This is a genomic window from Gracilibacillus alcaliphilus, from assembly GCF_016909015.1.
GTDB lineage: Bacteria > Bacillota > Bacilli > Bacillales > Amphibacillaceae > Gracilibacillus > Gracilibacillus alcaliphilus.
The window spans coordinates 46,829-71,076 of record NZ_JAFBFA010000025.1 but is presented as its reverse complement, the minus strand read 5'-3'; the positions used below and the strand labels follow the sequence as shown (position 1 = coordinate 71,076).

20 protein-coding genes are annotated in these 24,248 nt (G+C 35.6%); 10 read left to right on the top strand and 10 right to left on the bottom strand.

What is annotated here, in order from left to right:
- Positions 1–295: 295 nt before the first annotated feature.
- The 5 genes from JOD18_RS16550 to guaA all read left to right on the top strand — a co-directional run bounded on the left by JOD18_RS16550 (position 296) and on the right by guaA (position 8,355).
- Complete coding sequence (locus JOD18_RS16550) at positions 296–1,663, top strand: TrkH family potassium uptake protein (protein ID WP_204670226.1); 1,368 nt, start codon at positions 296–298, stop codon at positions 1,661–1,663.
- Positions 1,664–2,003: 340 nt separating this feature from the next.
- A complete protein-coding gene (locus JOD18_RS16545; protein WP_204670225.1) occupies positions 2,004–2,954 on the top strand; it encodes an AAA family ATPase in 951 nt (316 codons plus the stop codon).
- On the top strand, positions 2,951–4,213 hold the full coding sequence (locus JOD18_RS16540; protein ID WP_204670224.1) for a DUF58 domain-containing protein: 1,263 nt from the start codon (positions 2,951–2,953) through the stop codon (positions 4,211–4,213). The genes JOD18_RS16545 and JOD18_RS16540 overlap by 4 nt, the downstream gene beginning before the upstream one ends.
- Positions 4,210–6,411 carry a transglutaminase TgpA family protein gene (locus JOD18_RS16535; protein ID WP_204670223.1) on the top strand — a complete coding sequence of 734 codons (2,202 nt, stop codon included), beginning with the start codon at positions 4,210–4,212 and terminating at the stop codon, positions 6,409–6,411. Before JOD18_RS16540 ends, JOD18_RS16535 begins: the two co-directional genes overlap by 4 nt.
- A 405-nt stretch (positions 6,412–6,816) precedes the next feature.
- A complete protein-coding gene (guaA, locus tag JOD18_RS16530) occupies positions 6,817–8,355 on the top strand; it encodes a glutamine-hydrolyzing GMP synthase (protein ID WP_204670222.1) in 1,539 nt (512 codons plus the stop codon).
- A 66-nt stretch (positions 8,356–8,421) separates the two neighbouring features.
- On the opposite strand, the gene JOD18_RS16525 is transcribed toward guaA, so the two are convergent.
- Positions 8,422–9,600 (bottom strand): site-specific integrase, encoded by a 1,179-nt coding sequence (locus JOD18_RS16525; RefSeq protein ID WP_204670221.1) that lies wholly within the window; start codon positions 9,598–9,600, stop codon positions 8,422–8,424.
- Positions 9,593–9,844, bottom strand: a complete 252-nt coding sequence (locus tag JOD18_RS16520; protein ID WP_204670237.1) for a DUF3173 family protein — start codon at positions 9,842–9,844, stop codon at positions 9,593–9,595. Before JOD18_RS16520 ends, JOD18_RS16525 begins: the two co-directional genes overlap by 8 nt.
- Before the next feature lie 651 nt (positions 9,845–10,495).
- Between JOD18_RS16520 and JOD18_RS16515 the strand changes: the two genes are divergently transcribed.
- The 5 genes from JOD18_RS16515 to vanY all read left to right on the top strand — a co-directional run bounded on the left by JOD18_RS16515 (position 10,496) and on the right by vanY (position 16,418).
- Positions 10,496–10,741 (top strand): hypothetical protein, encoded by a 246-nt coding sequence (locus tag JOD18_RS16515; RefSeq protein WP_204670220.1) that lies wholly within the window; start codon positions 10,496–10,498, stop codon positions 10,739–10,741.
- Between the two features lie 690 nt (positions 10,742–11,431).
- Entirely contained in the window at positions 11,432–13,228 is a 1,797-nt protein-coding gene (gene asnB / locus JOD18_RS16510; protein ID WP_204670219.1) for an asparagine synthase (glutamine-hydrolyzing), read from the top strand.
- Between the two features lie 399 nt (positions 13,229–13,627).
- Entirely contained in the window at positions 13,628–14,329 is a 702-nt protein-coding gene (locus tag JOD18_RS16505) for a response regulator transcription factor (protein ID WP_204670218.1), read from the top strand.
- Positions 14,322–15,449 (top strand): sensor histidine kinase, encoded by a 1,128-nt coding sequence (locus JOD18_RS16500; protein WP_204670217.1) that lies wholly within the window; start codon positions 14,322–14,324, stop codon positions 15,447–15,449. Before JOD18_RS16505 ends, JOD18_RS16500 begins: the two co-directional genes overlap by 8 nt.
- Before the next feature lie 90 nt (positions 15,450–15,539).
- Positions 15,540–16,418: a VanY-A/VanY-F/VanY-M family D-Ala-D-Ala carboxypeptidase gene (vanY, locus tag JOD18_RS16495; protein ID WP_204670216.1), complete on the top strand. Its 879-nt coding sequence runs from the start codon at positions 15,540–15,542 to the stop codon at positions 16,416–16,418.
- A 256-nt stretch (positions 16,419–16,674) separates the two neighbouring features.
- On the opposite strand, the gene JOD18_RS16490 is transcribed toward vanY, so the two are convergent.
- The 8 genes from JOD18_RS16490 to JOD18_RS16455 form a co-directional block, all read right to left on the bottom strand.
- Positions 16,675–17,106, bottom strand: coding sequence for a hypothetical protein (locus JOD18_RS16490; RefSeq protein WP_204670215.1), 432 nt, complete (start codon positions 17,104–17,106; stop codon positions 16,675–16,677).
- An 898-nt stretch (positions 17,107–18,004) separates the two neighbouring features.
- Entirely contained in the window at positions 18,005–19,216 is a 1,212-nt protein-coding gene (locus JOD18_RS16485) for a tyrosine-type recombinase/integrase (RefSeq protein WP_204670214.1), read from the bottom strand.
- Positions 19,217–19,254: 38 nt separating this feature from the next.
- Positions 19,255–19,440, bottom strand: a complete 186-nt coding sequence (locus JOD18_RS16480) for a DUF3173 domain-containing protein (RefSeq protein ID WP_204670213.1) — start codon at positions 19,438–19,440, stop codon at positions 19,255–19,257.
- 489 nt (positions 19,441–19,929) lie between these two features.
- Complete coding sequence (locus JOD18_RS16475; RefSeq protein ID WP_204670212.1) at positions 19,930–20,184, bottom strand: helix-turn-helix domain-containing protein; 255 nt, start codon at positions 20,182–20,184, stop codon at positions 19,930–19,932.
- Positions 20,168–20,605, bottom strand: a complete 438-nt coding sequence (locus JOD18_RS16470) for an RNA polymerase sigma factor (protein WP_204670211.1) — start codon at positions 20,603–20,605, stop codon at positions 20,168–20,170. The genes JOD18_RS16475 and JOD18_RS16470 overlap by 17 nt, the downstream gene beginning before the upstream one ends.
- Before the next feature lie 524 nt (positions 20,606–21,129).
- Positions 21,130–21,810 carry an ABC transporter ATP-binding protein gene (locus JOD18_RS16465; RefSeq protein ID WP_204670210.1) on the bottom strand — a complete coding sequence of 227 codons (681 nt, stop codon included), beginning with the start codon at positions 21,808–21,810 and terminating at the stop codon, positions 21,130–21,132.
- An 800-nt stretch (positions 21,811–22,610) separates the two neighbouring features.
- Complete coding sequence (locus tag JOD18_RS16460) at positions 22,611–23,426, bottom strand: hypothetical protein (protein ID WP_204670209.1); 816 nt, start codon at positions 23,424–23,426, stop codon at positions 22,611–22,613.
- Positions 23,407–24,186 carry a hypothetical protein gene (locus tag JOD18_RS16455; protein WP_204670208.1) on the bottom strand — a complete coding sequence of 260 codons (780 nt, stop codon included), beginning with the start codon at positions 24,184–24,186 and terminating at the stop codon, positions 23,407–23,409. Before JOD18_RS16455 ends, JOD18_RS16460 begins: the two co-directional genes overlap by 20 nt.
- Between the last annotated feature and the right edge of the window lie 62 nt (positions 24,187–24,248).

Below are 24,248 nucleotides of genomic sequence, written 5' to 3'. Positions count from 1 at the left end.
AAAAAACATGCCAAAAGTCTTGTTAAATGTAAAAAAATAAATATTCATTTGATTGATGTTAGGTAAAGGAGTATGATAATGCGTATGGTAATGAATAAAATAATGGTGTTAAGTTTCAAACACACAAAAACTACTTAAAAATTGATTTATTATGAAATTGCGAGTGATAAGTTTCCAGTTCAACACTAAGCAGAAGCAACAGTTTTGGCTGCAAGCGTAACTGCTTAATTTCAATACGAATGAAATAACTTTTTGAGTAACGTGTTACTCGATGAAATGAAAGGAAGCCAGATCGATGGATTTAAAAACAGCAGTAAAGGAATGGATCAAACGTTCATCACCCTTCCATCATATAGTACTCTATTATTTATCAGCAGTAATTATCAGTACAACGATTGTCAGTTTGCCTTTTTTGCACCGAGCAGGAGCAGAGTTATCCTTTATTGATGCGATGTTCACGGCCGTGACAGCAATTAGTGTCACTGGTTTGTCCACTGTGTCGATACCGGAAATTTTTAATCCAGCTGGGCAAGTGGCGATAGCGGCAATTATGCATTTAGGCGGCATCGGAATTATGTCGATGGGGACATTTATTTGGGTGCTTCTCGGTAAGAAGGTAGGTCTTCGCCAGCGCAAGATTATGATGGTCGATCAAAATAGTAAAACATTGGCAGGATTAGTGAAGCTGATGTTAACGATTTTTCGGATTATTTTGTTAATTGAGGCTGCCGGTGCAATCATTTTATCGATTCATTATTTGCGTTATTTTGATACAGCTTGGGAAGCGATCCATCAAGGGATTTTTGCCTCTATCAGTGCAACAACCAATGGGGGGTTAGATATAACGGGTGCTTCTTTGATTCCATTTGCCGATGACTATTTTGTTCAAACGGTGCATATGATTTTGATTATTCTAGGAGCGATTGGTTTTCCTGTGCTGTTGGAAGTGCAGGAAGTATTACACGGCAAGAAAAAAGGTGTACATGACCATCATAAGTTTTCTTTGTTTGCCAAGATCACGACAACAACTTTCTTTTGGTTAGTTATATTAGGGGCAGTTCTTATTTTTATACTAGAAAAGAATCATTTTTTTGCAGATAAATCGTGGCATGAGGTCTTGTTTTACAGTCTGTTCCAATCTGTTACCAGTCGAAGTGGTGGGTTATCCACCTTGGAAATGACAGAATTCTCTGTATCTACCTTATTCTTTATGAGTATTTTGATGTTTATCGGTGCCTCACCTAGCAGTGTCGGCGGTGGGATACGGACAACAACCTTTGCGATTAGTCTGCTTACCATTTGGAATTATGCCAAGGGAAACACTGGGGTGAAGGTGTTTAGCCGTGAAATTCATCAAGAGGACATCCTGCGTTCTTTTATTGTTATAACTACGGCCATGATCTTGTGCATCAGCTCTGTGCTAATTCTTATGCAAACAGAAACTTTCTCGATGATGGAAATTATCTTTGAGGTGACTTCTGCTTTTGGAACGTGCGGTCTTTCAATGGGAATTACACCAGAATTATCCGGGATCGGGAAGGGAGTGATCATGTTCTTAATGTTTATCGGACGGATCGGTGTCTTTACTTTCTTGTTTATTATACGAGGAGATGAAACAAAGGATCGCTTCCATTATCCAAAGGAACGAATTATTATTGGTTAATTATGTAAGGGAACGCTGACAGTTGCCGCAATTTAATTAAGGAGATCTTTAGTTTGTGAGCTTCTTGCGCCTAAAATCAGTGTTGTTTTCAATATTTCGAAAAGTTCATCATCGTGGACCACAAGGGCTGCTTCAGGCAGCTCTTTTTTAAGAGGCTTCACCACCATCCGGCATTTGTCCTGACTTAACGAATGTTGTCAGAAACTAATATCTATTTATACCATTTGTCTACATTTTTCCCGTATAGCAGTTCAATCAGTATACGTGAACCAATGGAATATAGTATAGTAATAAGTAGCACGTGTATCTATACATAGTCGTGCAGAATGGAGGCGGATGAATGGAGTATCAGAAAGAAGTTTCGCAAATTTTGCAGAATATTGAAAAAGTTATGATTGGAAAACAGCGGGAAGTAATGCTGAGTCTTGTGGCCCTATTGGCAGACGGACATGTCCTGTTGGAAGACGTCCCGGGTGTAGGGAAGACCATGATGGTTCGCTCCTTATCCAAATCACTTGATTGTGAATTTAAACGAATTCAATTTACACCTGACCTATTACCATCTGATGTGACAGGTGTTTCGATATATAATCCGAAAGACATGGCATTTGAATTTAGAAGAGGTCCTATTTTTGGAGATATTATCTTGGCAGATGAAATTAACAGAACGTCACCGAAAACGCAATCGGCATTGTTAGAAGCAATGGAAGAAATGAACGTAACCATCGACGGAATGACCAAATCATTAAAGAAGCCGTTTTTTGTAATGGCAACTCAGAATCCAGTTGATTATGAAGGTACATATCCCTTACCAGAGGCCCAGCTGGATCGGTTCTTAATGAAACTTCGCATGGGGTATCCAAATGAAGCAGATGAGATAGAAATGCTCAATCGAACGGATCGTACCCACCCTTTGGATGAAATTGAGCCAGTAATTCATCGAGAACAATTGCTAGACATGCAAAAGCAAATTGAAGGGCTTTATGTAGATGAGACGGTTAAACAATATATTGTACGGTTGACTGCAGCTACCCGTAAGAGTCCATATGTTCAGCTTGGTGTCAGCCCGCGTGGATCAATTGCCTTGATGAAAGCTGCGAAGGCTTACGCATTTGTACAGAATCGAGAATTTGTGATTCCGGATGATGTTATGTATTTAGCCCCTTATGTGTTAACCCACCGTATTATCTTACGACCAGAAGCAAGATATGAAGGTATTATCCCTTCTCATTTATTGAAGACTATTCTAGAAGAAGTTGATGTTCCTGTCAGAAGGGAATTACATGGATGAAACGACTGATGCACATATTGGTCAAAGAGCTTCAATTTTTCCTCTTGCTTGTTTTATTATTTGGTTTTGCCATGTTTCAAGGTGGTTTCGTCAGCTGGTTTTTATTCTACAGTATGTTACCCATCCTGCTCTATCTAATGATGATCCCGTTTTATCCTATCAAGAATTGGAAGGTGACAAGAAACTTATCAGACCGTTACCTGGCCACAGGCAGTGAAGTCGAGGTTACCGTTACCATCGAAAGAAAATTTCCTTTTCCTATCTTTTTTCTATTAATGGAGGAGATTTATCCGGAAAGTCTTCATTATAAACATATCGGAGAGAAACAGTACCAGTATTTATCGAATGATCAGCCATTACAACGACGAAAAAGAATCAAGAAGGTAATACATCTTTGTTTCCGCAGAACAGTTCAGGTGCATTATATCTTAGACCATCTGCCCAGAGGAAAACATCAACTGGCAGGTACACGGATTACCATTGGAGATGCCTTTGGATTTATTGATTTGTCAAGCAACTTTCAGGATCCGCAGGAATTTTATGTTTATCCAGCTGTACATCCTATGAAGTGGTCGATCCGGTCGCATAGCATGGAAGAAGGAAACACCTCTGTACAAGTAACGAATGATAAACTATCCAATATTGTCTCTGGTGTGAGGGAATATGTTCCAGGAGATCGAGTGTCTTGGATTGACTGGAAAACAAGCGCTAAAAAGAACACGATGATCACGAAAGAATTCGAACAGGAAAAGGATGCTAATATTACAGTGCTGCTGGATGTCAGTTCAACTGCACCTAATCAGTTAGTGTTTGATGCCAGTATCCAATGGACGATTTCTGTGTTATATTTGCTCCGAAAAAATGGCCAACAGGTTTCTTTCCTTACATTAGGAGAAAAATCACGCTTATTTACTAACCATCATATATATGCCCAATTTGCCGGAGTGCAGAATTATTTGGCCACGGTCACTCCAGAGGAGACGGCCTGGATTGATGGATTGCAGAAGGCTCCTCATACATTTGTTAAAGGAAGTGTGTATCTATTTGTTGTGCACCATTTAGATGAAGCAATAGTCCAGCGTTTATTAAGATGGCGGACACAAGAATTGGTGTTGATTTGTTATATTGCCCCAAGTGAATTACTTGATCCTGCAACAATGAACGTCATCCGTGCGCTCCGTAAACAGCAAGTCAGTGTTCAAACGATTACGGAAGAGCAGCTTGTGCAAACGGATTGGGAGGTGACTCCAACACGATGAAAGCAAGAAATACAGCAACATTTATTATGCTAGTGGCAGGTTTTCTGTTATTTTGGGAATGGCTGCGTCCTTTAGAACAAGTAACAGACACGGACGGCTCGTATCTCTTTGTTTTATTTACCGTCATTTGTTTTCTAACCTCTTATTTTATCAAAAATGGCTTAGGTAAATTCTCGATTAAATTTACCGCTATGCTGCTGATGTTGGATTACTTATTTTTGGACGCACGGTTGTTTTCTGGACCATGGTTACAGCAATTACAAATGGAATTGACTTTTAATATCGATTTGATTTGGCAGAACAATTGGGTCATGATGACGTCCTTTTTTAGAAGCTTGTTGTTCTTGGTTGTCTTATGGCTGATGAGTTATTTATTGCATTATTGGTTTACGATCTCGAACAAATTCTTTTTGTTTGTTGTATTAACGATTATTTATTTGGCAGTCCTAGATACCTTTACGGTTTATGATGCCCAAATGGCCATGATTCGGACATTTATTGTATCTTTTGTTGTACTGGGATTAAATCGTTATCTAAAGCTGATGGAACAGTCAGAACAGAAAAGCGATCAACGGAATCTATGGCAGTGGATGGCGCTTATTATTGGAGTTGTCGCATTTGCGACGATTGCAGGTGTCTATGCTCCCAAATTAGAGCCGCAGTGGCCGGATCCTGTCCCTTTTATTCAAAGTAATGCCGATCATATCGGTTTTGGAAGCGGTGGTTCGGTTCAGCAGGTAGGATATGGAGAAGATGATTCCCAGCTTGGTGGTTCCTTTATGCAAGATGATTCCTTAGTATTTGAGGCAGTGGCTCATGACAATGTCTATTGGCGAATAGAATCTAAGGATGTATACACAGGAAAGGGCTGGGAAACCTCCACCGATCTCAATTATGAGTTAATCGAGGACGGACAGGTCGATTTTGACACTTTTTCTGCACAGCAAGTGGATGTAGAAAGGCATTCGGCAACGGTTAGGCCTGATCCCAATAATCCGTTACCGAGAGTAGTTTATCCATACGGGATAGCTCAGCTGACCTCGAACAATCCGGAGGCCTTTTTTATTGACAGGGATTATGGAGTGATCGAATCCGAATCTTCTGAACAAAGTATGAATAATGGCTATATCATTGATTACGATGCACCATCTTTTTCTGTGAATGACCTGCAGCAGAGTTCTGAAAATGATGAAGCTGCGATTCGTGAACGGTATCTCCAATTGCCAGATGAGCTGCCTGAACGAGTTGGTGATTTAGCGGCAGAAATAACTGCAGAGTTTGATAATCGCTACGATAAGGCAAAAGCCGTCGAGCGTTATTTTGCAGCTAACGGATTCAGGTATCAGACAACAGATATTCCTGTTCCGGAAGGGGATACCGATTATGTCGATCAATTCCTATTTGAGACACAAGTAGGTTATTGTGATAACTATTCGACATCGATGGTGGTTATGCTGCGTACACTGGATATTCCTGCCCGCTGGGTAAAAGGCTTTACTGGAGGAACAGAGGCATTAGAACAGCCTCCTTTACCAGACAATTATTCTTTATATGAAGTAACTAATAATAATGCCCATTCATGGGTAGAAGTCTACTTCCCTGAAACAGGCTGGGTGGCATTTGAACCGACCAGCGGCTTCAGTAATCCGACAGATTTTTATTATGAAGCGACAGAAGATGGCGCAATGGAGCAAGAATTAGATGAGGAAACAAATCCAAATCCGGAAGAAGAACAGCAAGAAGAAGATCAGGAGACGGAAGAAGAGGAAGAACCAGCACAAGATAGTGCAGCGGCAGGCGGCAATCAAGAACAAGGCGGCTGGGGCGGGATACTGTACCTCTGGCTAGCAGTCGGCTTGATTGTGATGATCTTGGGAATAATTGCGTATTTGAAGCGGCATCAAATCCAGAATTGGTATGCGATTCAGCGCTGGCAAAGGCTGCTTGATAAGGCAGAAATGGAGAAGGCTTATCTGTATTTGCTAAAATGTTTGGACAGAAAAGGGTATCCGCGAGAGACGGGGCAGACATTAAGGAAATATGCCAAAGAAGTGGATCAACAGTTAGAAGTGACAGAAATGTCCGAGATTACCTCGATCTATGAAGAATATTTATATCATAACCAAACATCAAATGTATCAGAACAAAAACGATTACAAAACCTCTTTAAACAGCTTGGTCATCGAATATTCACTTGACCAGTGCCCGAACGATTGATAGAATAGAGAAAAATTAGAAAGTAAGCTTGTGGTTGCTAGTTATTGATGTAAAAAAAGTAACCACACAATTTATCAAGGCTGTGGATGTGTCCTATATCATTGAGCGGTGGATGTATGGCGGCCTTGGTAAGGAATAGCCATGACGGCTATTCCAAACACTCTCCATGATTTGAGCGTTAGGGCTCAAATCATGGAGAAGGGGGTCTTGTTCGGGCCTATCTGTCTTTCTGCTTACTATAGGCGGAAAGACAGATTTTTGTGGTTTTTTATTAGGGTTTTTGAAAAATCCCTGTAAGAAAAAGGACGATTTCATTTTTTAAGCGAGGATATCGCTAATACATGATATAATAGATATCGGTTTATGAAGCAGAAAGGGTGGAAAATTTGGACGTAAACAATGAATTAATTTTAGTATTAGATTTTGGCAGTCAATATAACCAATTAATCACAAGAAGAATTCGTGAATTTGGCGTATATAGTGAGCTGCATTCCCATCGATTAACAGTAGAAGAGATCAAAGAAATGAATCCGAAAGGGATCATTCTGTCAGGCGGCCCTCACAGTGTCTATGGAGAAAATAGTTTCCGTTGTGATGAGGGGATTTTTGATCTTGGCATTCCTGTACTAGGAATTTGTTATGGTATGCAGTTAATGACCCACCATTTTGATGGTGTAGTAGAGCGTGCGAATGAACGTGAATATGGAAAGGCAGATATTCATGTCAAAGAAGGCGCAGTTCTTTTTGATGGTACACCAACAGAGCAAGTCGTTTGGATGAGTCATAGCGATAAAATTATCGAGCCGCCACAAGGTTTTGATATTGAGGCAACTAGTTCTTCCACACCAGTTGCAGCTATGAGCAACCACGAAAAGCGTTTATATGGTGTTCAATTCCACCCAGAAGTTCGCAATACAGAATATGGGAATGATTTATTAAAAACATTTGTCTTCCAAGCGTGTGAATGTAAAGGCGATTGGACAATGGCAAACTTTATTGATATGGAAGTAGACAAGATCCGTGAACAAGTTGGCGATCGGAACGTATTGTGTGCCTTAAGCGGCGGAGTGGACTCCTCTGTTGTGGCAGCTTTGATCCATCGTGCGATTGGTGATCAATTAACTTGTATCTTTGTGGATCATGGTTTATTAAGAAAAGACGAAGGTGAAACAGTAATGCGCACCTTCCGCGATCAATTCCAGATGAATATTATTAAAGTGGACGCTGCAGATCGCTTCTTATCAAAATTAGAAGGCGTATCTGATCCTGAAAAGAAACGTAAGATTATTGGTAATGAATTTATCTATGTCTTCGATGATGAAGCAGCTAAACTGGAGAATATGGACTTTTTGGCACAAGGTACACTTTATACAGATATCGTGGAAAGTGGTACCGAAACAGCCCAAACAATCAAATCACACCACAATGTTGGCGGGCTACCAGAAGATATGGAATTCAAACTAATTGAGCCATTAAATACATTATTCAAAGATGAAGTACGTGCCCTTGGTACAGAATTGGGGCTTCCAGATGAAATTGTCTGGCGCCAGCCCTTCCCAGGACCAGGCCTTGGCATTCGTGTCTTAGGCGAGATCACTCCTGAAAAGGTAGAAATCGTACGTGAATCAGACGCAATTTTGCGCGAAGAAATCAAAAAAGCCGGCTTAGACCGTGATATCTGGCAATACTTCACCGTGCTTCCAGATATCCGCAGTGTAGGGGTAATGGGTGACGCCCGTACCTATGACTATGCAATTGGTATCCGTGCCGTAACGTCTATCGACGGCATGACATCTGACTGGGCCAGAATCCCATGGGATGTATTAGAGAAGATATCAACACGATTGGTAAATGAAGTCGATCATATTAACAGGGTGTTGTATGATGTGACTAGTAAGCCCCCAGCTACGATCGAGTGGGAGTAGTAACAGGAGCCCTAAAAGCCTTGGTAACACATGGTTTTCAGGGCTTTTTTATTCTTCATGGCACAGTTATGGCACACTTTGAAATTTTGTCTGCATAAACTGATTACTGCTGTAATGTTCAATTTGTGTATCATCACTTGTTTTTAGCTGAATAATATTACTTAATCTTTCTGCAACTTGAAAATTGCTATTTGGATAGAGGTGTCCATAGGTACCTAAAGTCGTTTGTATATCCTCATGTCCAAGTCTGTCTTTAATCACTAAAGGATTTTCTCCCATGCTAATTAACAAAGAAGCATGAGAGTGTCTTAATCCATGGATTTTGATCCTGTGGATGTTTGCAGCCTTGGCAAAGCGCTTAATAGAATGGGAAACAGTGTATTTTTGAGTTGGGATTCCATTATACGATAAAATGAAATTGGTTTTACATTGCTTCTGTTGTGCCTCTTTCCAATCTCGTAATAAGCTCAGTGTATCTGAATCTAAAGCAATAACTCGAATGCTTGCTTTTGTTTTAGGATCTGTAAAACGATAGTTGGAAGCATTCTTGTAATAAAGAGTTTTGGAAATGTTTAGCGTTCCTTCCTCAAAGTCTATATCATCCCATTGTAAGGCAGAGGCTTCACCAATACGCATACCTGTCATGAATAAAAGCCAGATAATGATAAATTGAAAATGCTGAAAGTAATCGCCTAGATAAATCTTGGAAATAACAGCCTCAAATTCTTCCTTCGTCCAAAAATCAATTTCGGCTTTAACTTTTTTAACATTTCCAATTATCTTTGATGGATTTTCTTTCATTAAACCTAATACAATCGCTCTATCAAAAGCTAAGGATAATAAACCTTGTATGCCTCGAACGTATTGACTAGAGTATTTTTCAGTAGCGTTTAATTGCCATCTTTGCAAGATTAATGGTGTGATATCTGAAAGACTTACGTTATAAAAATAAGCAAAGTGTTTATTTATTGTGTGTTGCCTATTCTCAAAAGTGCTTTCTTTCACTTGGTTCTTATACCAAGGTACAAAAAACTCCTTCGTAAACTTCTCAAAAGTCATACTACTATTTGGATTATAAGCACCTTCACTATGATCTAAAATCAATTTAGCATAAGCATTTTCGGCTTCCGCTTTCGTTTTAAATCCACTCATTCTTTTCTGTATTCTTTTTCCTGTGACTGGATCAAAACCTAAACTTACCCTAAAATGATATGTTCCATTGGGGTGTTTCTTCACTTTAATCATTGTTTTTCCTTTCCTTGATTAAAGCAGCCTCACTGGAACCACAAGATTCTAATAAATCTGTCTGACTAAGCGTTATTCCCAATATTTCTTCCACGGCTTCTACAGGCACTCGACCTAACTTTTTCGTGTTGTAGAAACCATAGCCTTTCTGCACCATAAGACATTTAGCCTCACGGATAATGTCTCGGGAGAAAGAGGGACCATAACCTAAATCTATTAAGTCCTTTCGGGTTATAGTTACTATCATATTGCTCCTTTCTCGGTCGAGCCAATACAATATATATTTATTATACCATGCTTCATGATGTTTTTTGATAGAGCGAACTTTGAAAATCAGACGGCTGTTGGTACAGCTCCACGGGAATTTCACCCCTGCAAGTATTTCTTCCAGCCCTACTCATAGCTTGCGACGCTTTTAACGCTCGAACCATGACGGTAGGGGAGTATCATTATCCTAACTGATGAGTTATCGCCAGCAATCCACCACGATTACATTAGATTCATAGATTTTCGCTCGTTTCTATTAAAAGTCATGGCGTATGAATCAATTAGCTCACCATCAGTAGGACTTATCTGATTTTTGATCTATACTGCACAGCGTTATCTTCCGTGCTTTCTTTGTCAGTGAATAAATTATGATGAATGAAAGGGTTTTTAAGTAGATTCCTTCATGCAGAACGACCACTTTCATTGTTTCAGCAAGTAATTTCGAAGTGAGCCACTTGAAATCTTGTCTTTTTTCTCTGTCATATGGATATTGCAAAGTGGACGATGACTTCCCTCTTCATAACCTTCAACAAAGTTTTTTATAAAATGCCAAATGAAACCCTTATTTTTTTACAAAGCAACTTATGAAAAGTGGATTTTTCTATACACAAAGCAGGATGATGAAAAATTGAGATGGACATCAGAAGAAAATAGCTTTTCACCTCTCTTTATACTTAGTCCCAATACAAAAGGTCTATTTGCTGCATTATTTATAAAAAATATTAAAAGTTTTTATTTACATAGTTCAGATAGCTACGATCCATTTCATCTTTCTCTTTTATTACAATTGGGACTATATATTTTGCCAAAAGGAGAAGCGTTCTCTTTAAAAATCGAAAAAGTCTCAAGTAACTTAAATGTTATTTTAGCCTAAACAAACTCGCTTTTGGAATTGATAAATTTAGTTTCTTTAGAAATGGTAATGAGATTAAAATGTATTTGTACATAAGTTTGTAATATATTCTCTTCTCTTCTCTAATATTATCTCCATTTAATTTAGGTGCTTCTTCATATTCTCCATAAACTTGGAAGGTAATGGTCTCATTATCTGGACCCTTTGCTTCATAAAGTAACCGAGCAGGAGGTTTTGTACTAACCATCTGTGGTGATCGTAGAAAAAATAACGGATTGCTTATAACAACCATTTTTAAGCACAAAATTTAAGGGAAATTTAATAATTAACCCACTAATTTTTTAAACTGTTTCACTCATACTTCAAGGAAAGAGGTAGAGGAGGGAACCGCAAAAAGGAGAGGTGGCTTTTTTATGCGTAATTTTCGTAATTGAATTATTACATATGAAACAATGAACCTAGGTAAAAAGAATATATTAATTTAATGATTATATTTTACCAACAGTTTATCAGTGAGAGAACGATGTAATGCGAAAATGGTTTTAGCATTTGGGTAAATTAATAAAATCAGACAATTCTTATACTTGTATCATTTGGCGTGGGAGATAGATGGAACATAAATGAGAAACATGGTTAATTTACTCTTTCTTTAAATAGCAAGATAGAAGAAAAATTCAATATAAATACGAAACTAGATTATGGAGGAGAAAGATGACTGATTTTTTTGGACAAGTAAGATACTCTCTTGGGGGGATTTTTAATGAGTATATTAATACGAAAGAAAACGTGTTAGAAATTAACTATGAAATACCAAAAAGTTATACTGACAAATATATAAGAGTCCAACATTCAGGTAAGGTGAATATATTGAAAAATGAACGTTTCATTATATTTCTAACTGAAAGTATTTATAATGTTCCAGAGCTGAAAGCAAAATTGTTAGAATCAGGTGTATATGCTGAGGAGTTTTCAGAGATCTTTTTAAATCTATTTATTTTAGAACGGGAAAATATTGTTAAGCATTTACGAGGTATGTTCACACTTTTGATTTGGGATAAAGAGGAAAAGAGCTTATTTATTGCCAGAGATCCTTTTGGTATAAAGCCATTTTATTATAAAGAAACTGATGGAATTTTAACTTTTGCAACGAAACAAAGTGATTTGTGTTGTCCGGGACCGGAAACTCTTTCTATTAAATCACTTCAAGACTATCTTACCTTTCAATATGTTCCTGTTGAGGGATTAATGAAAGGGACTCAAAAATTAAAGCCTGGCCATTATTTAATAAAAACTTTTGGAAAAAAGTTGCGTACTTACGAATATTGTCACTTAAATTTTCAACCAAATAAAAATAGAACCCTAGATGGCACTATTAAGCAAACCCGCAAAACATTGGAAGAAAGCATTTATGCCCATATGAAGGGGACTCAATCCATAGGAGCTTATCTATCAGGTGGAGTTGATTCTACTAGTCTTGTTGCTCTAGCCAAGCAATACAAATCTAACATTCAAACTTTTACCGTTGGTTTTAAACGACAAGGATATAATGAATGTGATGTGGCTAAAGATACAGCTAAAGAACTAGGAGTCGAAAATATCCAAAAAATCATCACTCCCGAAGAAGTAATTCAAGAATTACCTAAGATAATTTGGTATATGGGTGAACCAATCGCCGACCCTGCAGCTATTCCTAATTACTTTTTAGTTAGAGAAGCAAAAAAACATGTAGATGTTGTCTTATCAGGAGAAGGAGCCGATGAATTATTTGGTGGTTATAATATTTATCGGGAATCAGAGTCTTTAAAGGTTTTTAATTATATTCCTAGACCTTTAAAATGTATTATTAATCGGATTTCATTGATATTACCAGAAAGTATTAAAGGGAAAAGTTTTCTTTGGCGCGGAACAACTCCGTTATCACAACGTTATGTAGGAAACGCATATATTTTCAATGAAAATATGAAAAAAGACTTATTGAAACACTATGACGCAAATCAACAGTTTACAGAGATTACCAAACGATTATTTCAGAATATTCGCAATTTAGATGAACCCACTCAAATGCAATATATTGATATCCATACTTGGCTAAGTGGAGATATTTTACCTGTAGCAGATCGAATGACGAGTTCTCATTCCCTAGAATTACGAGTTCCATTTTTAGATTTAAAATTATTTGACATCGCACGTACAATCCCAACCTCTATGAAGATAACACATGGCACAACATACATTTTAAGACAAGCTATGCAAGATCTTATTCCAAGTTCGGTAAAGGATCGAAGAAAGTTAGGATTTCCTGTTCCTATTCGCCATTGGTTGAAAGAAGAACTGTATGAATGGGCGAAATATACAATTGATAATAGCCCAACTGATGAAATTTTTTATAAACATCAGATAAAAAAACTACTTGAAAAACACGTACAAAACAAACACGATTATAGTCGTGAACTGTGGACGATTCTTACCTTTATGGTTTGGTATCAGCTTTATATGCAACCTTTTTAATTGAAGTAAAGTGATGAATTAACTTATAACTATATCATAATGTACGCTTATGGCCGGATGAAAGTAAATAAGGGATACTTTATGTCAAACTTGCACGTAATTTCGGATTTCCTTTTTTATTACTGTCGTCATTCTCTGATTTAAGTTGTTTTATTTGTTCCAGATTTCTCCTAAAAGTTCTCTTTCTATATGCGAAAAAAGAAGGGATTTGACTTCTCTTTCTTAATGTATTAATAGTTGGTATGTAATTATCATCTTAGATATAATAAAATTAGGATTATTCAATGCACGGATCATTTTTTAATATTACTAAGTAGAATGATACACAAAACGAAGTATTATAAAATGAATAAGGTCTAACATTTTGATATATGTTAAATCTAACTAGGAAGTGGGAAGATGAAAAATATTTCAATATTAATTGCTGATGATGAAAAGGAAATTGCCGATTTAATTGCTATTCATTTGGAAAAAGAAGGTTATGATGTTATTAAAGTATTGGACGGACAAGAAGCTGTTCATGCTATCAAGACTAAACAGGTTGATTTAGCAATACTGGATATTATGATGCCTCATATGGATGGATTTGAAGTAACACACCATATTCGTGAACAATCCAATATTCCTATCATATTTTTGAGTGCTAAAACCTCTGATTTTGATAAAGTAAAAGGATTAGTCATCGGAGCAGATGATTATATGACAAAACCATTTACACCTATAGAGTTGGTAGCACGTGTTAATGCCCAGCTTCGACGTTTTACGAAGTTAAATCAACCTAAAGAAAATACGGAAGATAAAACCTATTTGGAATATGGTGGATTGGTTATTATTCCTGACCAGCGTACTGTAACTCTTTATGGTGATCACATTGAGTTAACACCGAAGGAATTTGACATTTTGCATTTATTAGCGAGTCATCCAAAGAAAGTATTTAGCGTGGAAAATATTTTTCAGCAGGTTTGGGATGAAGCATACTATGGTGGAGCAAACACAGTTATGGTCCATATACGTACGCTTCGGAAAAAACTTCGAGAAGACGAGTATAAAGACAACTGGATTAAAACAATATGGGGAGTAGGCTACATATTCAATGGCTAAAATAATATATAGTTTTCGTTCAAAGATGGTGCTACTATTTGGTTTAAGTATGATTTTATCAGGTGGCATAACATATCTGATCTTCAAAGGATTACAATGGTATTATCAAACATCAGTAGATTATGGGAGTCTGTTAGCTCAAGTACGCATATTTATTCGGAATATTGGGGATATTAATTTCTTTTTGATGTTATTTATCCCACTTTCTTTTTTGTTTTTCTATTTGCTAACTAAACCTTATTCTACATATTTTAATAACATTTCAAACGGAATTCATTCACTAGCACAAGGTGATTTTAAACACAAGATACATATCCATTCTAATGATGAATTTGCGGATATTGCGCAAGATATTAATTTAGCAAGTGAAAAATTGGAAATGGCGATTCAACGAGGGGATTTTTCGGAAAGCAGTAAGGAGCAATTGATTGTAAATTTAGCCCATGATTTACGGACCCCACTTACTTCGGTTTTAGGATACTTGGATTTGATACTTAAAGATGAAGAATTGACTGAAGATCAAGTGAGACATTATCTGTCAATTGCTTTTACGAAATCACAACGGTTGGAAAAGCTAATTAATGAATTATTTGAAATCACTAAAATGAATTATGGAATGCTACCAGTTGAGAAAAAGGAAATAAACGTAACCAATCTCCTGCGTCAATTAAAGGAAGAATTGTATCCTGTATTTAAAAAGAATCATTTGATTGCTCGGATGAATTGTGTGACTGATTTATCTATTTTAGGTGATGGGGACTTGATCGCTCGCGTGTTTGAAAATCTGATGATCAACGCGGTGCGTTATGGGTTTGAAGGTGAGTATGTTGATATCAACGGGTTTGTCGAAGAACATAACGTTGTAGTTCAAGTTGTGAACTATGGAGATCGTATTCCTAATGATGAGATTCCGCATATTTTTGATGTATTCTATACTGGGGATAAAGCAAGAACATATAAAGAGGACAGCACAGGTCTGGGCTTATTTATTGCAAAGAATATTATTGAACAGCATCATGGAACTATTTCAGCAGAGAGTAATTTAATACAAACGACCTTTGAAGTCCGTTTACCACAAGGAAGTACATCTAATAACAAGAAGAATGATACAATACAATAAATTTAAGAAAAATTTAAGGTTTACCCTACTCTTTATTTAAAAAGTTTTTCCTATTCTAAAAGAGTAAGAGAAAAAGGAGGAAGTTTTATAATGAAGAAGTGGGGCTTGTTTTTGTCTTTGATCGTATGTTTATGCCTTACATATGTTTATATATTACCGATTTTTCAGGATAAGGTAGAAATTCAACAATATGAATCCAATGAAAATAAAATAAGTGATGATCAAGGAAAAACTGAAAATATTGTACAGAAGGAAATTACAAAAGAACAAATTTACCAAGGAAATCTACTGTTAGTCAACAGTGAATATCCTGTTCACGAGGGAAGTGTTAGAACGGATATTATCAATTTATCTGAGCACAATGAGTTGGTACAGGGATACGTGTTATTAGATAGTGAAAGCTATTTATCTAGGGATATTGCACATAAATTCTCAGAAATGATTGCTGATGCGGAAAATGATGGTCTTCATCATTTTGCCTTTACAAGTGGATTTCGAAGTTTTGAGAAACAACAAGCACTTTATGAAGAAATGGGGTCTGTCCGTGCATTACCCCCAGGTTATAGTGAACATAATTTGGGATTAGCACTCGATGTGGGGTCTACACAGATGCAAATGAAAGATGCACCAGAAGGAAAGTGGATAAGGAAAAATGCATGGAAATACGGTTTTGTTTTACGCTACCCAGAGGATAAAACTGATATTACGGGAATTCAATATGAACCTTGGCATATTCGCTATGTTGGTTTACCACATAGTGCGATTATGAAGGAAAAAGATTTTGTTTTAGAAGAATATTTAGATTATCTAAAAGAAAAAAAGAAGATTTTAGCTAAATTCGAAGATGAAGAGTATACTATTTCTTATTACCCTTTTTCAGAGAACATGACCATTAGTATACCAAAAGATCATGAATATGAGATTTCAGGTAACAATATGGACGGGGTCATTGTGACTATTTACGAATGAAAAGTAAGGAAAGTTTAGTTTGTAACAAATTTGAAACAGTGAATGTTTAGTGCAACATAAGACCAATTTGTCGTTGATAATAAGTGATTCAAAATAAGGGGAAAATACTTTAGCACATCTTCCAACTAGTCTTGGTATAGTTTATCCTAATGTGTATTTAGTTGGTTGCCAATATGTTGTCAAATAAAAGATAAAATGTGAAAAATTCATCAAATAAAGGGGCTTGAAAAATAGCCCCATATAGATTTTAGTATCACTATTCAACCATTGATAGCAATATCTTTTCCATCTTTTCCTGAGATATTAGAGATGCATGCATCATAATTTCATAGCCTTCTTCTGGAATAGTGATTTTCATTCCTTGTACATTACTATTATTTTCACCGTCATCATGAGCATGCTCAATAGCATATCCACTCAGCTCATACGAATCGACATTATCGTAGAATTTTAATTCATCCTCTTTCGTTGAATCAATTTTCCCTGTAATCGTATAGAAATTCATCTCTCCATCTATTTGCTGATATTGCAATACAACTACGGGGTCTTTCCGAGGGGGCGCTTCTTCCGTTCTCGCCTCTTCTTCTATCAACCTTCTGTTATTTTCAGAAATACTAGCTGGCAACATAATAATCAAAATTTCATCATCTACTACAACAATCTTTTTTTCACAATACTTTCTCCTCAAATCTGTCCATTCTACTTATTAGACAATTGATCGGATGATTTGCCTTTAAATAGTATTGAAACCCATTTTAATCATTTAATTTTTATATAACTCTCATTCGGATAATCGTGTGGAAGAACATTAAATTAACGATGCTTTATTTGTTCTATACGAATTATTTTTTTATTAAATTATTTTCATTTAAAAAAACTTAACTTAATAAAACAACCAATTTATTTTTAACATACCATATCTCAATTCTAGTGGTCTTTATTCTGTGATTGTTGATATCAAGCTACTTAATTTATATGCGTTTCCGCAATACTAAAAAGATGTCAACTAAGACTTAAAATCTGACATAACACATGAATGCTTCAAACCATTGCGCCTACAGGTGTTAACAGCTCTTATTGACTGTTTCCTAATGTTTTTCTACCCCCCTGTTAGAAACGGGGGGTTAAGGCGTGGCTGTCGCCACGCAGGCTTAGCCCAGTACATCGGCTTTCGCTTCGCACGCCGCCGCACTGGGCAGCCTTTATTTTGCCTGTTTTAGAAATCCTGTTCACAAAATATATCCTTGGAGGCATTTGATTTGTAAAATTCAAAAGTTACATCGTCTTTTTATCATTGTTATAAATATAAGAAAAGTCGATTTTGAACACTATCAAATATCATTCTTTAAAATGAATGAAAAAGCCGAAATGATCTCTCATTCCAGCTTGTGATTTATTAAAATCTGTGGCACAGTCATGGCACACTTTATATCAATTTATATGTTTTTATTGTTTTTGATATTTCCTTAAATCCCTTTATATCAACCATATTGCACGATATTGTATTGGCGAAGTACTGAGTGGGAATAGTTGTCGGAGAGCTGGAACCCCTTTATTTATAAGGGTTTCAGCTCTTTACTCTATTTTCATTGCATTGTTATTGCATTATTTGTTTTTAAACCTTTACGTAGGTAATGAGCAGTGAACTGATTTTTGGGTGAAGTATCTTTATTCTCAGATGCAGTTTGATAAGACAATATACCTTTTAGTTTATGAGCGACCTCAAAATTACTATTAGGATACAGATGCCCATAAGTACCTAATGTTGTTTCAATATCTTCATGCCCTAGGCGATCTTTAATGATTAATGGATTTTCTCCCATACTGATGAGCAGGGAAGCATGAGAATGTCTTAAAGCATGTAACCTGATACGATGCACCTCAGCTTTTTCAGAAAAACGTGTAATGGCATTCGCTAACGTATGCTTTTGTGTGGGGATACCATTATAGCTCATCACAAAATTGGTTTGAACGACAGATTGCTGCACGTCCTTCCATTCATGAAGTAACGTTAATGTATCCTCATCTAATGCAATATGACGAACGCTAGCTTTTGTTTTCGGTTCTACAAAAGAATAGTTATCTAAATTCTTATAGTAGAGTGTTTTATCAATAGATAACACACCAGCGTCAAAATCAATATCTTCCCATTGAATTGCAGTGGCTTCTCCAATCCGCATACCTGTCATAAATAAAAACCATAACGAGATAAATAAAAAATGTTGATAGTAGTCTTCCTTATAGAAAAGAGAGATGACTTTTTCAAATTCTTCTTTTGTCCAAAAATCTATTTTTGTTTTTGTCTTTTTCACATTTCCAACAATTTTCGATGGATTACTTTCAGCTAATCCTAAAACAACAGCTCGATCCATTGCCATGGAAAACAACCCTTGAACATTTCTAATATAAGAAGAACGATACTTCTTTTTAGATAACGCTAATTGCCATTTTTGAACATGAATCGGGGTAATTTCTGTTGTGATTAAGTTATCAAAAAAAGTGAAATGTTTTCTTACAGTCGGTAATCGATTATCGTACGTTCTTCCTTTTACTTGTGTTTTATACCAAGGTAAGAAAATATCTTCAATAAACTGTTGAAACAAAATATCATCTTGCTTTTCTTCTAATGCGTCTGACTTTGTTAGTAATAACCTCGAATATTCTTCCCTTGCTTCTTTTTTAGTCTTAAAACCACTGCGGTATTTCTGAATTTGCTTGCCAGTGATGGGGTGATAGCCTAAATTAGCCCTAAAGTAATAAGTTCCGTTCTTTGCTTTTTTGACGATATCTTTAGTCATGATTTCACTCCTTACGCAATTAGTGCAAGAAGTACAAATCACACATCTAAAGTTATCCCTAATACTTCCTCTACAGCTTCTTTAGGTACACGATCCAATTTTTTAGATTGATAATACTTGTGGCCCTTTGAAATCATTAGTTTTTTACACTCCCTAATGATATCAGCTGAAAAAGAGGGACCATAACCTAGTGCTATCAAGTCTTTTTTAGTGACTGTGACCATATGAACTCCTTTCCATAGACTAGGATATGCTATTTGATATCTGTCTATTATTATATCGCGTTTATAAAACTAATTCTAATACGTTACGTGAATTTGGCTCTTGCACTAAAATAAAAAGGTCTTATTCTCATAACTTATCTTGTTAAACTGAAAGTCAAAAATCAGACGGCTGTTGGTGCAGCTCCACGGGAATTTCACCCCTGCAAGTATTTCTTCCAGCCCTACTCATAGCTTGCGACGCTTTGAACGCTCGAACCATGATGGTAGGGGAGTATCATTATACTGTTGATGGATTATCGCCAACAATTCACCACGATTGTGTCTGACAAAGTATGTTTCGCTCGTTCCATGTTGGAAGTCTTGGCGTACTTGTCAGGTGGCTTATCATCAACAGAACGTATCTGATTTTTTGTTTATACTGCATGGCGTTATCTTCCATGCTTTCTTTGTCAAAGAACAAAAATAATATGAAAGGGGAAATCTCTCTACTTAAATTTTGAAAGTTAAAATAGACTGCATAAGTTTCGAACGCAAACGATCACGTGTATCTTCATCTATGCCCCAATAAATGTTCCCATGCTCATCACGAAGCTTACGCATGGACAGGCTTGTCATGTAACTTGCATAATGCAGAATAACTACTTTCATTGCTTCTGGCTCACCCTTATTTGCAGCTAAAATAATTGGGTATGGCATTAAGCCACGTTCATCATTTTCAGTATTAGAATTAATCATCCCATTCATCTGCATGTTCCTCCAAAAACCGTTTTAACCGTTCAAAAGAGCTTGTCCGTCTATACTGTACCGTACTGCGTGGAATATCGAGAAGTTGACTGATTTCTACGTCAGATAGATTAAAAAAGTAGTATAGTAGAACAGTGATACGCTTTTCTTTTGGCAAGGTACGCATGGCTTCAGCAAGTAATTTTGGAGTGATTTCCTTTCCAGCCACTTGAAAATATTGTCCTTCTTCTCCTTCATATTGCTTATCTAAGGTAAAGAGTTGATTTTCTTCTTGTGGGGTAAGATCAGAAAATGTCATCTCCTTTGCTTGTCGTTGTTGTCTTTCGTTGAAAATATTGATTGCTTCGTTCTTCAATACACGTTTACAAAAAGCATTAAAGGCACAACGAACTTGCCATTCGGTACGATCTGGTTCTATCATGCATTTCCTCTCCCTTCGCAACTGCAAAGGTGGGTGGCGATTTCCCCTTTCATATCCTTCAACAAGCTTTTTTATGAAATGCCAAAGATAAAAGCAATATTTTTTAAAATCTTTATTAAGCACAAAAAAAAGCCCAACTGAACATGAATCAGTCGGGTATAACGATTAAAAATAATATTAAATATTGTCTATTGATAAATAACAGTCATAACACTTTAAAATCTTTCTTTGTCATATCGAATTGTATCTAAATTCACAATAATAATAAATACAGCCGTTTTGAATTATCATATATTCAGTATCACCTTTGTAGATACTGAATATATTGTTTTTGCACTTATAACAGCAGTTTGCAAATTGAATATAATGATACAATTCATTTTGGTTTAGTGACTTTAATCTTTTGTAAATTGGCCGCAGCTCCCTTAATACACCATACCAAAAGCTGTTCCTCGGAAATACGCATACCGAGCTTTGTGAGACCTAGATCGTTTATTGTACGACCTACAACCTTAAGAAGAGAATTAGTCACTCTTCACTACCCGATCATGATCTAAAGGTTTATTGTCCTGTAGAAGTGTCATTTTTCCATTATCCATTTTATAGATTACGTCGCATAATATCGAAATATCCTCAGAGTTATGGCTTGCTAACAAAATAGTCATTCCTTGTTTTTTAAAATCTAATATCATTCGCCTAACATCATGTACTCCTGATTCATCTAACCCATTCATTGGTTCATCTAATATCAATAATTTAGGTTTTTCCATGATGGCTTGTGCAATGCCAAGTCGTTGTTTCATACCGAGTGAATATTTACGAACTGGTTTAGTATCATTTGGGTTTAAACCAACATCAGAAATTGCCTTTTTCAAATCTTCATCGGTCACTTTATTTTGAATAGAAGATAACAATTTTAAGTTACGTAAGCCCGAATAATGCCCAAGAAATCCCGGGGTATCTAGTAAAGCCCCGAAATCTTTTGGGAATTTTCCTTTTCCAATATGATCATCAAAAACTTTTACAGTACCTTTAGTCGGAACAAGCAGGCCCGCAATGGTTTTAAAAAAAACACTTTTTCCAGAACCATTTCTACCGACAATTCCGTACACCTTTGGTTGATCTATTTTCAATTGAATATCTTTAAGTAAAAAATGTCCTTTTATTACTTTTGAAAGATTTTGAATTTCTAATATTGTATCCATTTCATTCAGACTCCTTTATCTACTGTATTTTAAATAAAGATTCCTTTCGAATCATAAAAATGCCAAAGGTGAAAATATATAATACCAAAATACTAAGAATTAAAAATGTATAAGACCATATAAAGGAATAACCATTTAACTCTCGAAAAGCAAACAAACCGTATGTCAATGGTAAAAAATTTAGTATACTAGGGAAATTATTCCCTATTGTAATCGATGCTGCTAAACAAATGATGGTTAATAAAGAAGCAAACGCAGTGTGATTGATTAAAAAAGTAAAAAAAATATTTAGTAATACTAGCAGAAGTACTGATAATATCAGTAAAAAGAACTGGTGAGTTATTAAAGTCCATTCATTCGTTGTATATAAAAATTGGAATGGAATCATCGACTTATTTATCACTATATTTTCAGGTAAGAAAAGAACTAATACATATGTTATGACATAACCTACTATAAAATAAAGAAGAATTGTAAAAAAAGAAGCAACTATTAAACTTTGAAACCAAAGACGAAAACTTTTCATTTGTAAAAGCAAATAAATACTTCGTTCTTTTATTTCACTATTGATAAACGATCCGATGATTAATAGGATAGGTAATAAAATCAAGATTAAACGAAAAAGATCAAATTTTATATTTATCGGAAAATAAAACATAAAAATTGTTGCCTTTATGCTTTCTACTGGTATTAAATCCTCGTATATAGAGTATACAAGGAATATATTTCCAATGAACGGTAAAGCTGTAATAAGTATTACTTTTGGTGTAATCATACAAAGCAGATGATATCGTAAAATTCTAGCTAACATCTTTTTTTTCACCTTTTTCTACATCAAAATCCACCCTATCAAGCAAAAAACGACTGATTGAATAGATAATAAGAATTAATATTAACCAATAGATAAAGATACTGTATGGAAAACTGTATTGGTTTAAATCAAATTTATAAATATATTGCATAATGTTCACGTGATCGGTAAAGAAAAAGGGCGCAAGTGAGTCTAACTTTCCTAAAGTAATAGCGATATTCATTACATTCAATAAAATAACAAAAAGTAGTGATATCATCGGATTTCTTGTCCAAATAAATATAAAATAAAAAATTAATCCGAATAAAAATAAATGAAGCCCAACCAAGATAAAAGTTGCTATAGAATAAGCAAAGGGTGAAAAGTTCATTAAAAAATCCGAATGGTATGTGTAATAATTAAGTGCAAAATCACTCCACTTATTTTTAAAGCTAAAAACAAATAATGATTGCACAAGCATAATAGCAACTACAATTAATAAAAAACCGATTGTTAATTGAGCAATACAGACTAAATTCATGTGATACCATTGCTTTTTGTTTTGAAAACGAAATGCTAAATAATTTTGCACCTTGCCTTGTGAAAAATATACGGTTAGGACAATCAAAAATGTTGGGATGATCAAGTAAGAAAGCGAATGAAACCTAGTTATTTCTATAAAAAGATCATAAATATTTTTTTCATTCGAATGGTTTTCTATCAAAAGTGTTAGACAGTATAAAACGAGAACAATGAAAACAGAAAAATATACATTCTTGTTATAGAAGTATCGGATTAATCTGGCACTAGATAACATTCTCTTCATTTTTATTGCCTCCAACAAAGAAAAGCGCAACTCCAACCACACATAAGATCATTCCATACATGAAACGCTGAGTGAAACTCATTCCATAATAATTCACATCGTATAGACCCAACAAATTTAGATTTTCATGAATGTTCATTAGTACAGTAGCTGAAACGATGTAAAATATAAAAGGAGTTAACATGGTTAGATAGACATTTCGAATTAGTGTAGATACACCTAAAGCAACTGTAGCTAAAATAAATCCGCAAAAAAACAACGTAATTAAAATAATAATGATCATCACTATTGGAGAATGAACACCTATACTTTCAAAATATGTAAAAGTCTCAATCTGTTCTAACACCATAGGGATTCCTGTGAAAATTTTAACAACTAAAAGAAAGACAAAGGCAATAAAAGGTCCGATAAATAAAACTGTCCCACCAACAAGACCATTTATAAAGAATCGAATAGTCATATATTGATTCTTTTTCATTCGTAAATATATATATTTATTCAACCCTGATTTGAAATCTTCCACATAGGAGGTAGCAAATGGAAGACAGGCAATAATCGGAAACACAACTCCTAGAAAATTCGCTGTTCCAGAATTATAGCCTGAGAGAAAGATATACAGAAGTGAAATACCCTCATATGGAATCCAACTCAAGTACTCAAACATACCTACAAATACTAATACAACAGAAAGAACCGCTGTTCCAATTGTTATCTTTGATAAAAAAGCTCTTTTCAATTCTTCTTTTATATATGAATTCATACAGTACACCTCAATTATGTATCAATAATTTGTAATAATAGTTCTTAATTGGTACATACCAA